Raw genomic sequence first — 15,049 nt, forward strand, 5'->3', positions numbered from 1 at the left:
CCCTTTCACAAGGCTACTATTTTACAGATTCATCGCATTAGCGCCCAATACGCCCGCTACAGCCGAAGCTACTGCGATGACTACTTTGAGAATCATATCCCAAAGAGATTTTTTCATTGCCATAATTTTATACACCTCCTTTCCGAATGCTTTTAAATGGTTAGTTACTTCCCGAAAACTCTCTTTTTACTTCAAAGCAAGGGCATGCCTTGATCCACTCTTCCGGTTCAATCTCCCCGTCTCCGTTCAGGTCCGGACTGAGATCCCGGTGTCCGCACACCCGGCAGGAGGGGAAGCGTTGCTTCAGTTGGTTCACCAGCAGGCGGAGGGAGGCGCGTTGTTCCGGTGTCCGTGTGTCTGCCGGGCGTCCCCGGCAGTCCAGACCGCCTTCATAGCAGATTCCGATACTCGACGCATTGAATCCCTTCACGTGTGCCCCGATGCGTTCGATGGGACGGGTAAGAAGTGTCGTGCCGTCTTTGCGGATATAGTAGTGGTATCCTGTTCCGTTGAATCCCCGTCGCCGGTGCAGCGTCTCCAGGTCAAAGGCCGTCAGTGTCCGGTCCACCCGCGTTGCAGAGCAGTGGATCACGATTAAATCGATCTTTCTCATGATTTGGTGGAATTTGTAAATACCTGATTGACGGTTGCCTTATACCGTCGGGTCCGGAGCTTCTTCGTCGCCGTCGTCCGGGTCCGGCTTGGGCTTGGGGTTTTCCGGATCGGTCTTGTCTCCTTCGCTGCTTTCCGGTTTGTACTTGCTGAAGTCCAGCGTTTTCAGTGCGTCTTTAATCTCCTTTCCGGGGCGGAAGCGGACACGGGCGCCTTTGATCAACCCTTCTTTCACATCCTTCTGGACGAGTACACCGTTGCTGCGCAAGGTGACATAAAATGAACCGATGTTCCCCAGTCGGACGATCTCTCCTTTCTTGAAACTGTCGATCATCTCCGTGTGCAGTGCACGCAGCACACACACTACGTCTGCCCAGTTCACGGTACTCGAACGCTGGATGCGTTCCGCCATTTCGTCTATATCAATCTCACCGCTCGACTTGGCGAGAGCGTAATACAGGTCCGGTTTGTCTTTTTCCATCATGTTCTTGCGGAGCACGCTGGTGAATGAAAATACTTTTGCCATAATCTTTTTCTTGTTTTAAGTTTTTTGAATCATTGAAAAATAAAATGTTGGGGTCACAAGTGGTTCCTTGCTTGTGACATGACAAAAGTACGGTAGTGGGGATGGGCGATGTCTGTATTTGTCCGTTGATGTCCGCAGATGTCTTTTTTTATCCGGAAATGTCCGTGGATGTCTGTTCTTGTAGTGGTTTGAGGACGGGATTAAAAAGAAAGTCCCTGATGCGAGCTGAATAATACTGTTCAGTTCACATCAGGGAATTGGAACGATTCGTTCCTGATTGGGGTTCAGGACTATGTTATGCTATATCTTATTCTGATACTTCGATATGTTTGATAAGGCCCAGTTCAATATCTCTTTCGTCGTACTCTTCGGTGAACGTCAGCATATCAAAAATATAGGGATCTTTTAATGTCTCTTTTACTTGCTTGGCTTGTATTTCGGGAAGAGTGGCGGCGAAGTTACTGGTCAATGCTCCGTGAGAATGATAATAGTCCTGCTTGATTGCCTCGATAAGGAAATCCCGGCTCCAACCGTTTTTCAGACATTGGATCATGTACCAGTAGCGGGCTTTTATATCTTTCACTTTTTGCATAAGTGCTACATTGTTTCCCCAACCTATTTGTTTTTGACTCTCGGTTAGTAATTTGCCAATATCCCAATACATTGAAAGCATTTCTTCATTGGCTGTGTAAATTGCCTTTTTTGTGCAAGTAGTACTCTTGCTTTTACTTGTCTGAGTAGATATGCATAGTTGAATGCATCGTTTTGATTTTCCATTTTGATTTCGTCTGTTCCGCTAAAGATACTGCTTATTATTGGTTAATCGCTCCCCCTGTTCGAATTATTTTCTTTGCTTGTCTGTATTTGTCCGCAGATGTCCGCAGATATCTTTTTTTATCCGGAAATGTCTGTATTTACCCCAATAAAACACGCTTATTATTTTACAAATTGAACTTTTATTAGTACCTTTATACCATTGAATAATGCTAATAGAACAAGATTATGGAAGAATTACTTGAAGAGAAAAAGTTTGAAATGAGAGCTTATGACAAGGCAGAGCTGGCTCTGCTCTATTGTCCGGGCCGTTCGGAAGAAACGGCACTTAAAACAATGATGAGATGGATCAGGCAATGTGAGCCGTTGATGGAAGCGTTGGACGCTATCGGATATAACTGCCGGCGGCACCGCTTCCTGCGTCGGGAAGTGGAGCAGATTGTCCGTCACTTGGGAGAACCTTGAAAAGAGGGAACGAAGTACCTTCCCCTACTGCCGTACATACGTTTTTTTCCAGTTTTCAGTATATCATTCAGCAGGTTGTTGTACTTCTCTTTCTCTCTTCTTGTACTTGTCCGGTCCATTTCTTGTACATCACAGGCTCCGTTTCAGTACTTCTTTTCCCTCATTCCAGTACTTGTTCCTCTCCATTCTGGTACTTGTTTCCCTTCTCTCTTGTACCGGTTTCTGTTCCGTTTCTGCGGACCTCTTCTCTTGTGATGTATCTATTTTATACCAATTTATCAGCTCTTTGAGGCTACTGCCACTGACAACTGACACTTAACGCCTATTTGTCTGTGAATTCTTTTATTCTGATATATCTATCTTCTTGTTTATCAATGTATTTTAATTCTAAGAGACTCTTTAGATACCTACAAGTGCTTCTTTCACTAATACCTTTTGTCAGTGCTTTCTCTTTGATCTCTTTGTAAGTAAAAGTCGTTGGAAGACTTTCTACGACCGTCCGGATTCGGAAGTAAGATTTCAAAGGTTTTGATTTCACCTCATCTCCCGGCAGTGAAGAGGAGACGAGCAGGCTGTGATTGAGGGTGGTTTGCACGATCTGCATAGCTGCATGGAAATCTTCGTCCGTGCAGATGTACTCCTTCATGCGCATGGCACCTTCATATTTGCGCAGGGCAGTGAAGATAGAGGCTATGCGTGCCACCATCAGTGCACCACGGAGGACGATAGAGCCCGGTGCATCTGCCTGCTCACTGGCTACTTCGTTGAGCAGGCGGTCGAAGTAGGTGGTATGTTCCTCCCATTGGCTGTCGGTCAGCGTGACTTCCGTAGGCGACTGCTGAAAGAAGTAGTACATCTCCAGTACTTGCAGACTAAATTCTTTGTAGAGAGTGACATAGTCTTTTTTCCCCTTGATGGGGGCTGCCGAACGATATTTCCATCGTGCCCCACAGGTGTAGATGGTGAAACGGGGGAAAAGTCCGTTCTCCATAGAGTGCATGAAGTTGGGTAGTTGGTTGGGCGTGCCGGACAGGCAGAGTGCCAGGCGCGGCACTTCAACAAAGATGAGCTCACCGTCTACCTTGTAGTCTGTGGCTGCCGATTCATGATGGTATGCGGCACGGAATACGTCATCGTGCTTGCCGTAATCCTGTTTGATGGCACCGGAGATCATGTCCAGTTCGGTAGCGTTGATAATGAGTCCGAGGTCACCATTATTTTTCAGCCGTCGGATGATTTGGTTTTTGGAGGTGCTGGGAGCACCGCATAAGTGGTAATATTCCGGTGCTTCGGGCTTCGGGCCGGGAGTGGATGCTCCTGCGGTCTGCGTCCCCTTCTTGAAGCATTGATTGCTTCGTTCCCATTCCATGAGCTCCCGTTCGTAGGTATCCTTTTTCCGTTTGTTTTCTCCTTTCAGATAGTTTTCAATCTCTCGCGGAAGCATACCTGCCAATGTGAGAAGCCCTTTGCCGGTGGCGGAAGGAGCGATGATCAGGATGTAGAGATGAGGGCTGTAAAAGCGCTGGTCGAAATTGATGCGGACAAGAGGGAGGCAGCCGCTTAAGTTGGCAATCAATCCTAGAAGCAGCATATCACGTTCGCGTTGTGTTCGTGCCGGTATCAAGGCTGCTTTCAGAAAATCGGGGAGGTTGGCGTATACTTCGTCCGGAATGCAGGGGGTGGAACCTCGTAATTCTTCATTTTTTATGGACAATTCTTCTTCTTTTCCCTGGTCGTTTTCCACAGAAACAGGCATAAAGGTGTCAGTTGTCAGTACTGTCAGTGAACGGGGAGTCTCTTGGGGAATGTAAGACAGGTCAACGTATTGATATCCAGCTGATAAGTCTTTTTGCAGCTCTTGCAGCGTATAGCCGTTTCCCACGATTTCTACTGACATAACAGATGTTAATTTTTCAACCTCCTCTTTCGAAAATCCCTTACGTCGTGCGCTTCTTCCCATTGCCAGCATGGATTCGTGGCGATTGCCTTTTTGCCAAGGATGGTACTGGGCGAAGTGGCGGACGAAAGCTTCGATGTATCCGCAGGCTTCGGTAGGGGGAGGGATAGGAGAGGCTTTTCCGTTGTTATTATCCTTGTTGTTGCCATGGTTGCCGCTGCCGTAATTGTTTTTAGTTTGGAGCAGATGGGCCAGCGAAGGATTGGCGGCAAGTTCTTCACGCCACGGGTAGGGTTCGGGGGCAGGGTTGTAGTAAGCGTCGGTATCCCACACACAAGAGCAGGGCTGGGTGATGCGGGCGCATTGTCCGTCGCACGGGTGTCCGGCGATTTGTTCCAGTGTCTGCCGGCAGATAGCGTAGGCGAGGGGATACTCTTCCGGGGTACGGGCGTCGAGAAATACGATGACTTTGAGCCCTCTGCCGGAGATGCTGGTCTGTGTGTAAGGCACGTAGGGGAGAGCACGGAAAAGGGCTTTGACGGCAGATGTCCGTTCGTTCAGGTGGTCGAGGTCGTACATGGCTAGTCCGCTCATTTTTTCCAGATTGGCTGCGGCATGACTGCAATGCGGGCGGCAGATGCCCTCGATGATGACGACAGGCATGGCGCCTTTTACCATTTTGGCTTCATTGCTGCGGTCGGGACGGTCTTGCAGTTTCCGGTAGCATTCGGTTTGTGCCTTCCAGAGTGAGCTGATGGTTTGCAGGTAAAGGTTGTGTAGGGTGACGATGGTTGATTCTTTGCTCCAGGTGTTTCTAAAAAAAGAAAAATGAAATTGTAAATTTTTGCTTTGCAGTGAGTTTTGTCTTTCCATACTACTTTTTTTGTTTTTATTGATAAATCGATAGTATGAGATAAAGAAGGGAGGATAGTGCTTTCACTATTTACAGAATGCAGAATAGTCGGTTCTTTAAGTCGGCTGCAAAGATAGACCGGTTGTAAAGAAGCTTAAAGTGTTAAAAATAGCGTTTCTTTCGCGCTCTTTCTTTTATATTATCCGGCTACAACTACTTCTATGTCGTAATTGATGAAAAGTCCGCTTTCAATAACGCCCGTGATTGTTTTCAGCTGTTCTTCCAGTGAAGCGTCAATATAACGGAAATAGGTGTCGAGGATGAAGTTTCCGTTTTCTGTCAAAATAGGTCCGTCTTTACCATGGGCCGGTCGTAATGAAATTTTGGAGGCTCCCAGACGGTACAGTTCTTTTTCGACGTATGGCAGTGCATTCGGAAACACTTCCACCGGTATGGGGAATTTGCTGCCCAGCAGGTTGACAAGTTTGCTGGGATCGACGATGATAAAGGTTTTGCCGCTGCTCCTGATCAGCAGCTTTTCTTTGAACATGGCTCCGCCACGCCCTTTTATCAGATTGTGGTCGGGGTCCACTTCGTCTGCCCCGTCAAATGTCCAGTCGGGACGTTTGTTCCAGAGGGTGGTTTGAGGGATGCCCAGTTGGATGCAAGTCATGGAGATTTCCTGGGAGGCGGGGACCACTTCCAGAGGCAGGTGCTCTTCGTGAATCCGCTTGGCCAGTTCGAACAAAGTGAGGTAGACGGTGGAGCCGGAGCCGGCTCCTATTATGTCGCCAGCTTTGGCTGTGGCGGCAATCTCGCGTGCCACACGTTGTTTGGCTTCTCTGTTGGTAATTTCATTCGACCATTGCAGGTCTTTTATCAGTTGGTTTTCCCATTTCATTGTTCTTGCATTTTTAGAGTCTCCTTATATATATAACGACTGGAAGGGTAGGTTTGGTTCAATGAAAACGGGAGAATAAAAAAATAGATGGATGATTGCTTGGAATATAGTTTTTAATAACTATTTTTGTAACCTAAGGGTTTCTTTTTGGAACCTATGGGTGAAACTTGAAGATAAGAGTATGGACTAAATTCTATGGTTATGGAAAATTTTACGATTGAAAAGATGGAGATTAAAAGGTTTAATGCTCTATTGGTGCGGACTATTGCATCGACGTTGCTTTTGGGATGGATAGCATGGTGGATTTATTGTATAGATAACAATGAAAGTACGTGGGGCATGAGTTATTTTAATGCTTTTGTATTGTTGATATATGCGGCTGTCGCATGGAAGACATCCGCTACACTTGAAAAGATCAAGAATGATAAGAGGCTGGCAGAGGCATTGGATGGTGAAATCTATTCGGTGTATAATTACAAATCTTTGGCTACGGGATTTTATGCAGCTTTGATAGCTGGAGTCATAGTCTTTACTTTTGGAGATTGTTTGAATCTTTCGGTACATATTGCTTCTCTGATTATCATTTTCATAGCCGGATTATCTTCGCAAATAAGAAAATTGATTCTTTATAAACCATAAGTTTAAGATGGAAAATAAAGAACTACTGAATAAAATAAAGGTGTACAGGGCGATGAAGAACATCAGTCAGGAAGAGCTGGCTGTAGCTATTGGAGTGACCCGTAAGACAATAAATACGGTAGAGACAGGAAAGTTCATCCCCTCTACGGTTCTTGCGCTGAAGATAGCACGTTATTTCGGAGTTCCGGTGGAGGAGATTTTCGTGTTGAATGACGACCTGCTGTAACTTACAATATCAACCAGATCGCTATCATATGTCCGATGCTTCCTCCCAGACAGAACAGATGGAAGGTGGCATGCATGTACGGTTTGCGCAGCGAATAAAACACCGCCCCGATGATATACGAAGCTCCCCCGCCTATCAGCCACCAGAAGGCCGGGGCGGCTCCCATCTCTGTTAAGTTATCCATCAGAGGTTTCATGGCCACCAGAATGCTGGCTCCCATGGCTACGTAGCAAACCGTTTCCAGATTACTGTGTTCTTTCAGTTTCTTGAAACTCAGTATGAAGCCGACGATAGCCGACAGCCAGACAAAAGAGAAAATGCCCCAGCCCCAACCTCCGGCATGCCTCATGACAAGCAGTGTGAACGGCGTATACGTTCCCGCAATGTGCAGGTAGATCGCCCCGTGATCGAATTTGCGAAGCAGCTCTTTCAATCTGCCCGGGTGATTGCCGTGATACCATGTGGAACTGACATAAGAAGAAAGCATGCCAAACAGATAAACGGATACACAAGCCACCGCCCAGTCCGGTTCGGTGCTGGCCGCCGCTTTCGAGAGCAAGAAATACCCGGCTATGACTCCAAGCAGAATACCTGCCCCGTGACTGAGCGTGTTTGCCCATTCTTCGACGTTATTATATCTTTTATTTTCCAATGTCTTCTTTCGACTTTTGTTATGTTAGAGCCGCAAAGGTACACTTTTATTTTTTCTTGAAAGCCAGACTGATTTTCTTTTTAATAGGTTGTATTTTCTTTTTATACCAACTTTCCTTTGCTGAAGGAACAGCCGGTTTATCTTCGGCATTGGATGATTCTATCAAAAACTTTCTCATCTGTTCTTCCGGTGGATAGATCCATACAAAATCAGTATCTTTGTACTCAGGATAATCATCCATAAAAAAGCCCCAGTCTTCAGTGTCAAAGTTATAGTAACCAAGATTGGTTATTCCGCGTTTATCGCAGGTTAGTACCGTGAGAGAAAATTCTTCTTTACCGTCCCGTGCAGGGAGGTCTGTTTTTTTGTGTATTTTCATTTTTCCTTTAATTTGGTTTTTTCTTTAGTATGATTTTCCCGTTATATTGCTCTGCTACTTGTTTCCGGAAGTCGAGGAAGGCCGCATATTCTTCGGGAGCATAAATCCCTTTGCGCATAAACAGGTTGTGGACAATCCATATCTCGTTATCATTCACTCGAACCGAAGAATGGAAATTGCCGAATTTGCTTTTCAGGTCAGCCGGTCGCGGAAGCCCTTCAATGGTATATCCTTCGGGAAGCTGAATGCGGATGCTGTCGGCATCCGAGTAACCGAAATTGACGTGGATGGGGTGGGTGCGCTTTGTGATATGCGGTACGCTGAACCCTTTGCGAAATACATTGGCGGGGATAAACAGGCGGTTTCCCGTCTTGTTTCCGTACTGGTTGCTGCTTGCCGTATAGTCGAATGTGATAGACGGATTTGCCTCTTTGCATTCGCTGATGTGCAGGCGCAGGATATCGGCCTGCGAAAGGTTGATGTCCGAGCGGATACGGTCTTTCTGCTTGTTGGGTTCCAGGTAGACTATCCCCGCTTCGTTTTCGTATTGGAATAGCCGGGATACTTCTTGAACTTCGATCTTCGCTTCTGCGGTGGGCGAGAGTGAAATCCGTGCGGTGATCTGTTGCGTATTCAGCGAGTCGGGATAGGCGGGCAAGCGGTATATGCTGCCCCCGGTGGGCTGGATGAGCAGGGCGTCGTGTCCGGCAATGTCCTGATGGACATAGCCGAAAGGAAGCTGCGGATTCGTGCATTCCAGCCAAAGTGTATCTTGCGGGAGAGGCACTTGCAGAATGACGTGGTTCATCTGGTTGGCACTGGAGAAGTCGGGCAGCAGCCGTTCGTTGGTGGTGCTGATTACCGTATAGGTGGACGGGATGCCCAGCTCGTTCAGCATGGCACGGGCGTAGTTGGAAAGTCCCTTGCAGTCGCCGAATCCGGTGCGGCAGACGTCGGTGGCGGTAATGGGCTGCAATCCTCCGATACCCAGTTGGATGCTGACGTAGCGGGTGGTCTTTGCCAGATAATCGTAGACGGCTTTCACTTTTTCGCGGTCGGTTGTGCAGTTTGCTGTCAGTTCGTGCAGCTTGCTTTTGAACGGTTCGGTGAGCAGGTCGCGGTCTTTGAGAAGGCTGTACTGCCACTCTCCGTACTTTTGCCATGTGCTCATGTCGCCCTGCTTCTTGTCGAAACTGAAAGCGGAAGGGGCGAAATATACGCGCGGGAATAGTTCGGCAAAGCTGGGTCCGAACGGTTCGCTCACGATAGGCGGCAACTGGGCGGCGGACACTTCCAGAATCTGCTGTCCTTCGGGACCGGTGGATTCCTTCACTTGGATATTTTTCCCGTCAGTGTTCAGTGTCCGGTATCTGCATTGCTGTCCGGCAGGCAGTTCGATGCGGTAGGAAGCCTTCTCTACTCCCTGGCTGAAATCCATTTGCGGCATGAAGGTAGAATAACCTATCAGTCCGTTATTGCATTTCACTTCCCACACATATTTCACGGTGAAAGGGAAGGAGGGATAGTTGCATTCGTAATAGTAAAGATAATCGTCCGTGGTGAGCGAGGAACTGTATTCGCTTTTCACCAGTTCCGATTTTTTGATCTTCCGCACGCTTTCTCCCGAAGCGTTGATAAGCTCTCCGGAGAACTTCTGCAACGAACGGAACATATCGCAGCTGCAGAAGAAATGTGCCGCATCGAGTCCCTTCTTATTAAGGATGGTGACGGTGCGGGTTTCTCTCTCGACGGACTGGGTCATCGACTTGCAGATCACTTCCGTCCGCGCGTCTACGATGAGGGAGTTGGAATTGGAGGCTATGTCCTGGGCACGGACAGGCAGGAGGCAAAAGCAGAGCCAAGTGCAGAGCAGTCCGTATAGTTTGGTTCGCGAATAATGGGTCATCAGCTTCATGTTATTATCATTGTTTCTTAAGCACTATCAATTCGTTATTCTTCTCGGCGACGTTTTCCCAGAACATTTTGACCGTTGGGTATTCGGTAGCGAGATGGAGTAACTTGTTGGCAATGAATGTATATGTCACGTTGATTGTGTTCCCCGACTGGCTGATGTTGTACCGGACGATGTCTTGTCCGTCTTCCGTTTTGAGATTGAGCGGTTTGGGAAGTTCTTCTACCGCATAGCCTTCCGGGATGGTCAGCATCGTTGCCTGCAGGATATGTTCGGTATATGGCATTTCGAGCGGCAACTGCCTCTCTGTCTGAATGAACGGACACTTGCTGACGTGCAGGAAAATCATGGGACTGACATAGATAAGGTCGTCATTCACCGTCGCCTGTTTTTCAAAATCGAGGAATTCCGTTATTCTGGGCGAGAAGACGTTCAGTTCTCTGGTCTCGAACTTCTTGACTTTGATGTTTTCTTCCGTTTCCAGCTGATTGATATATTCCGTGCTGTCTTTTGCCGCGTAATAACGTCTGCGGAGGTTGGCTGCATACTGCCCCATATACACTGCGTTGCGGTCGCCCGTGATCTGTCCGTTCGGATGAATCTGCGCTCTGACGGTGGCGCGTATCTGGTTTTTGCCGAGTTTGCTCAGGTTCATCCATCTGCCTCCGGCTGTTTCGCTGATGAGGCGTGCGCGGTTTACCATCAGTACGGGCGGCAGGGTATTCATGTAGCCGTTGATCACCGAGCCGTCGAGGAATACCAGTGTGCTGTCCGTATCGGCGATGCCGACAATGAAGGTGTTCAGCTTTTGTATCGAAGGATAGCTGTAAGGGAGGATGCCCCTGTCTTTGCGGCTCATCACTGCCGGATAGCAGGGAATCTGCGCGTCACGCAGCATGCTCATCAGGATGAAATTGATGTCTGCGTTGCTGCCTGTCCCGTTCTTGACCGCTTTCTTCACTTCGTTGCCGTATAGCCCGTATTGGCCGTTCCACGATATTTTCTGTTTGAGGAAGGTGTAGATGGCAGCGATCCGGTTCTGACGGTCGGGCAGTTGGTCCAGTGACAGCGAAGCCATCTCGTCCCGGTAAGGGTTGCGCATCTTGAGCATGGCGCCGAAGTCTTCGTCCTGTAGCAGCATTTGGTCGATCTCCTCCCAGGTGTGGGTGAAAGACCGGTAGAACGATCCCGGAAAGTCCACTCCCCGGAGTTCGAAATATACGCTGCTCATATAGTCGTTGGCACACCACACATAGTTGTCCGGACGCAGGGCGGGGAGGTGTTCTCCGGTGAATATCATGTGGCGGCCGTTGCAGCTGAGCATTTCTGTCTGTCCGCCCGGGAGGCTGAGGAGAAACGTAAGAGAAGAGGTTTCGTCTTTGGACGCCATCGGGTGAGGGCCCCGCATGTCGAGGTTGAACTTGAAATATTCCGGTATGGTGATGTCATATTGGGTGAAGATCACCGGGATGTCTCTTTGCGCCTCCCACAGGTTGATGCTGTAGTAGAGGTCGGAACTCAGCTGGTATTTGTATTCGAATACGGTTCCTTCCCTGACGGCAGGTATCGAGAATTTGAGCTGCATGTATTGTTTGTTGATGCGTTCCGTGAAGACCAGGTCGCGCTTCATCTTGGTGCGTACCGTCTCTCCGCCTTCCATATTGTAGGCCGAAGCGTCAAGTTGGCTGATGCTTTCTTTCAGTGTGATGACGGCATTGCTTTCGTTGGAGTAGTAGGGAATCCGGATGTCGGCATAGGACGCTCCTTCGGATTTAAGTACTTTGATTTTGACCTCATAGTTGTAGAGGATGCGGAAATTGTTGGCTAACAGGTCATAGCGGACTTCGCACTTCGAATAGAGCACGACCGCTGTCGCGGAGGTGTCCGGTGCGTAGGTGGTCATGGCGAGTTCTTCTTCCGAAGGTTTGCCGTATTTCATGCTGGGCTTGAAACTGTCTGTCGCTGTCTGCTGGGCGAACCCTTGGCACCCTAGCAGTAAAAGAATCCAAATCAGTGCTGTTTTCATCGTCATTCAGTTGTTTGTGGTGAAGAAAATCTATATCTTTTTGAGAACGATCAGTGCCTGATTCTTCTCGATTACTTTGGTCCATATATCCTGTAGCTGGCTGTACTGGTCGGGAAGGAGAATGTGTGTCCGCAACTGGAATACATAGTTGAGGACGACTTTGTTGTCAGTCCTCTGAATCATGTACCTGCATTGCAACTTTCCGTCATCGGTTCTGACGGAATACGACTCGGGTATCTCCTCTACCTCGTATCCGTCGGGAAGCATAAGCGTGCATACCAGGTTGTATTTGTACGGGTACTGAAATTCGACAGGGAGTATGCGCTCCGTCTGGATAAACGGATTCCGCTCCAGTTGCGGGAAGACCATCGGATTGACGTAAAGCCGTCCGCCTGTGGTTTCGGTATCCATCAGGAAGTCGAACTCTTCTTTGATCTGCGTGGGGTCATAGGCATCGTTCTCCTGCTTTAAGTTCTTGAAAGCGAACTTTTCCTTGCCGGCATCCGACGGAGTGAAAATCAGCGAGTCTTTCTTCTGGCGGAGCTGTTTCTTCTGGTATTCTACCGCTTCCTCTCCCTGCAGTTGCGTCATGCGGTGTCCTCTGATCTGTCCGTCCTGTACGGTGGCATTGATTTGCATGAAAGCTACATTGCTGCTGAGGTTGATCAGGTCTACCCATTTCTTCTCTTCCGGTTCGTCGGGAGAGAGGATACGTGCTTTGTTGACACACAAATCGAGCGGCAGCACATTGAGAGCCGGCAGCTCCATGGAACTGTCGAGGTAAACGTAGCCTTGGGTATCATTGTTGTAGGCGGCGACAAGGAAGGTGTTCAGCTTCTGGAGCGAAGGGAAGTTGAAAGGCAGCACTCCCGTCGAGCGGCGGCTCAGCACGACAGGATAGGAGCGGATGCCGTAGTCTTTGAGAATCCCCATGAGGATAAAGTTCAGATCGGCATTGCTGCCGTTTCCTGCTTTGATCACTTTGTTGAGGTCTCTGCTGTAAAGCTCGTATCTGCCGTTCCAGGAGAGCTTTTGCTTCAATACCCGGAAGGCGGTGATGACTTTCTGCTCGAATGTCATTTCGCTGGTAAAGGCGGCTATGGCTTCTTCTTTAAAAGGATTGTTGAAAGACAAGTGCTTGCCGAAAAGCTCGTCTTCGGGCTTGGTCAGTTGCTTGTCCACGTCTTTCCACTCCTCGCTGAAGGGTTCGTATTCTCTGCCGGGGAAATGGGTGCCTTGCAGGTCGAAGCTGACCTGTATTTTATAATCTTCGGGACACCAGCAGTATGACTCGTCCTGCCGGATGGCGGGGAGGTTCTGCGAGGTGAAGGTCATTTCGCGCGACGGGATGGAGAAGTCTTCCGCTATTTTTGCTATGCCGCTTTGTTGGGTGGTCGTTCCGTGTATGGAGGTCTCTTTTGCTTTGCTGGTTATCCAGTCTTTGCCGCGCAGTTCGATGTTGTAGATGTAGGCGTGGGGGATGGTGATTTTATACTGGTTGTATATCATCGGAAGTTCGTCCTGCATCATCCAGTTGTCGATGTGGGCGAAGTAGTCGGAATAGAGTTTGTAATGGTATTCAATGACGCTGCCGACTTTGACGGAGGGGATCGAGAATTTCAGCAGGCGGATGTGCTGGTTTACCCGTTCGTCGGAGATATGGTCCCGTTTCAGCGGTGTTTCGATGCACTGTCCGTTCTCCAGATGGTAGGAACAGCCGTTTATTTCGCTGGCTCTTTCCTGCCCTCTGTCTTTGTCGGAAGGGGAGTAGTAGGGGATAGTCACATCGGCGTAGGATACGCCCTGGGGCTTCAGTACTTTGATGCGCACCCAATGCTCGGTCACTAACTGGAAGCCGTCTTTATATACGAATTTGCTTTCGCCCATGCGAAACAGGTAGATGGCGGTGGCGGTGGTATCGGGGGCATAGCTGTTCAGAGAGAGCTCTTCCTTCGAAGGTTTTCCGTACTTCAGATTCGGTTTGATGGTGTTACCGGACTGCTGTGGGAAGGTAGTCGATAGCAATAATAACAGAAATGTGGAGAATATGAATAGTCTTTTCATATGGAGTGTGTTTTTCATCTCCGACAAAGATAAAAAAAATAGAGAAAGGTGTACTCCCTTTCTCCATTTTTATTTCAATAGGCGGATAAAATATTATACCAAGTGTCCGATCCACTCTTCACGGTCGCCCGGAAGGAGGTCGATCACCGGAACTTCCACCATCGTGTAGCATCCCGGTTGCTGCTTCATGGAAGCGCGTGCCACGCATACAAGTACCTGCGCGGTGAGCGCAGGATTGTTGATGCGCATGTTGAACTCGAACAACTGGTTCTGTGTTTTACCGGAAACTCCCTTGCGAGTCAGATTTACACCGTGCCCCATATCGAGCAGCGCGTCTACGCTCGGCACAAGTTTTACATGTGTCTCGTCGTTCACGAAGTAAGGGTCTGCTTTGATGGCTGCGGCTACTTCTTCAAATTTGTATCCGTCTTTCAGCTCGATGTACACCATGCGGCGGTGGATTCCCGTTCCGGTAGGAATGGTCATGGAGAGGGCGGCTTTCACTCCGTCGATTGCTTTAACGGCAACAGTGTGTCCCATGCTCATGCCCGGGCCGAAGTTGGTGTAAGTGATTCCTTTCGGAGCGATTGCTTCGAGCATGGTGCGTACGATAGAGTCGCTTCCCGGGTCCCATCCTGCGGAGATGATAGATACGGCTTTGTGCTCCTTGGCGGCTGCATCCAGCGTGCGGCGCAGGTCGACGATGTCTGTGTGGATATCGAAGCTGTCTACCGTATTAATTCCCATTGCCAGGTATTCTTTGGCGTATTTCTCAACGCTGCGGGTCGGCGTGCAGAGGATGGCTACTTCTACTCCTTCCAGTTCCTTGATATCTTTCACTACTGCATAGTTTGCCAACTCTTCCGGTTTGTTCTCTGCTCCTGCACGACGAACGACTCCGGCGATTTCGAAATCAGGCGCTGCCTGCAGCGCTTCAAGTACATAGTGTCCGATATTGCCGTAACCGACAATAGCTGCTCTTACTTTTTTCATTCTTTTATTGGTTTTATATGAACATTTTTCTTTAATTCTGCCACAAAAGTAAACAAATTACTAGGAAGTTTTGTTTACCGCCTGCATTATTTTTAATTTTTTCACCTCTGCCTGCAAGGAGGAAATGTTA

14 protein-coding genes and 1 pseudogene are annotated in these 15,049 nt (G+C 48.5%); 3 read left to right on the forward strand and 12 right to left on the reverse strand.

What is annotated here, in order from left to right:
* Positions 1 to 21 precede the first annotated feature (21 nt).
* The 4 genes and pseudogenes from BLW31_RS24320 to BLW31_RS03155 form a co-directional block, all read right to left on the reverse strand.
* On the reverse strand, positions 22 to 117 hold the full coding sequence (locus tag BLW31_RS24320) for a smalltalk protein (RefSeq protein ID WP_022302478.1): 96 nt from the start codon (positions 115 to 117) through the stop codon (positions 22 to 24).
* A 43-nt stretch (positions 118 to 160) separates the two neighbouring features.
* On the reverse strand, positions 161 to 613 hold the full coding sequence (locus BLW31_RS03145) for an N-acetylmuramoyl-L-alanine amidase (RefSeq protein ID WP_010539171.1): 453 nt from the start codon (positions 611 to 613) through the stop codon (positions 161 to 163).
* Positions 614 to 652: 39 nt separating this feature from the next.
* Positions 653 to 1,138 carry an HU family DNA-binding protein gene (locus tag BLW31_RS03150; RefSeq protein WP_010539170.1) on the reverse strand — a complete coding sequence of 162 codons (486 nt, stop codon included), beginning with the start codon at positions 1,136 to 1,138 and terminating at the stop codon, positions 653 to 655.
* 319 nt (positions 1,139 to 1,457) lie between these two features.
* Positions 1,458 to 1,915: pseudogene (locus tag BLW31_RS03155) on the reverse strand (DUF1016 N-terminal domain-containing protein); the annotation flags it as partial.
* Positions 1,916 to 2,140: 225 nt separating this feature from the next.
* On the opposite strand from BLW31_RS03155, the gene BLW31_RS03160 reads away from it, so the two are divergent.
* Positions 2,141 to 2,377, forward strand: coding sequence for a DUF4248 domain-containing protein (locus tag BLW31_RS03160; protein WP_010539168.1), 237 nt, complete (start codon positions 2,141 to 2,143; stop codon positions 2,375 to 2,377).
* A gap of 322 nt (positions 2,378 to 2,699) precedes the next feature.
* Here BLW31_RS03160 and BLW31_RS03170 read toward each other — a convergent pair whose 3' ends face one another.
* Complete coding sequence (locus BLW31_RS03170) at positions 2,700 to 5,147, reverse strand: DUF3987 domain-containing protein (protein ID WP_010539166.1); 2,448 nt, start codon at positions 5,145 to 5,147, stop codon at positions 2,700 to 2,702.
* Between the two features lie 179 nt (positions 5,148 to 5,326).
* On the reverse strand, positions 5,327 to 6,028 hold the full coding sequence (gene rpiA, locus BLW31_RS03175) for a ribose 5-phosphate isomerase A (RefSeq protein ID WP_010539165.1): 702 nt from the start codon (positions 6,026 to 6,028) through the stop codon (positions 5,327 to 5,329).
* Positions 6,029 to 6,229: 201 nt separating this feature from the next.
* Between rpiA and BLW31_RS03180 the strand changes: the two genes are divergently transcribed.
* Positions 6,230 to 6,667, forward strand: a complete 438-nt coding sequence (locus BLW31_RS03180; RefSeq protein WP_029425687.1) for a hypothetical protein — start codon at positions 6,230 to 6,232, stop codon at positions 6,665 to 6,667.
* A gap of 7 nt (positions 6,668 to 6,674) precedes the next feature.
* Positions 6,675 to 6,893, forward strand: coding sequence for a helix-turn-helix transcriptional regulator (locus BLW31_RS03185; RefSeq protein ID WP_010539163.1), 219 nt, complete (start codon positions 6,675 to 6,677; stop codon positions 6,891 to 6,893).
* 1 nt (position 6,894) lies between these two features.
* Here the strand turns inward: BLW31_RS03185 and trhA are convergent, their stop codons facing one another.
* From trhA to BLW31_RS03215, 6 genes are all read right to left on the reverse strand, one after another.
* Positions 6,895 to 7,545 (reverse strand): PAQR family membrane homeostasis protein TrhA, encoded by a 651-nt coding sequence (gene trhA, locus BLW31_RS03190; protein WP_010539162.1) that lies wholly within the window; start codon positions 7,543 to 7,545, stop codon positions 6,895 to 6,897.
* A 46-nt stretch (positions 7,546 to 7,591) separates the two neighbouring features.
* Positions 7,592 to 7,924, reverse strand: coding sequence for a hypothetical protein (locus BLW31_RS03195; RefSeq protein ID WP_010539161.1), 333 nt, complete (start codon positions 7,922 to 7,924; stop codon positions 7,592 to 7,594).
* Positions 7,925 to 7,931: 7 nt separating this feature from the next.
* The gene (locus BLW31_RS03200) at positions 7,932 to 9,839 is read right to left on the reverse strand and encodes a transglutaminase domain-containing protein (protein ID WP_010539160.1); all 1,908 of its coding nucleotides are present in this window, start codon (positions 9,837 to 9,839) and stop codon (positions 7,932 to 7,934) included.
* Between the two features lie 7 nt (positions 9,840 to 9,846).
* Complete coding sequence (locus BLW31_RS03205; RefSeq protein ID WP_233424552.1) at positions 9,847 to 11,700, reverse strand: DUF3858 domain-containing protein; 1,854 nt, start codon at positions 11,698 to 11,700, stop codon at positions 9,847 to 9,849.
* A gap of 192 nt (positions 11,701 to 11,892) precedes the next feature.
* Positions 11,893 to 13,926, reverse strand: coding sequence for a DUF3858 domain-containing protein (locus BLW31_RS03210; protein ID WP_010539158.1), 2,034 nt, complete (start codon positions 13,924 to 13,926; stop codon positions 11,893 to 11,895).
* 93 nt (positions 13,927 to 14,019) lie between these two features.
* Positions 14,020 to 14,919 carry a diaminopimelate dehydrogenase gene (locus BLW31_RS03215; RefSeq protein ID WP_010539157.1) on the reverse strand — a complete coding sequence of 300 codons (900 nt, stop codon included), beginning with the start codon at positions 14,917 to 14,919 and terminating at the stop codon, positions 14,020 to 14,022.
* Between the last annotated feature and the right edge of the window lie 130 nt (positions 14,920 to 15,049).

It is taken from the genome of Bacteroides faecis MAJ27, assembly GCF_900106755.1.
GTDB lineage: Bacteria > Bacteroidota > Bacteroidia > Bacteroidales > Bacteroidaceae > Bacteroides > Bacteroides faecis.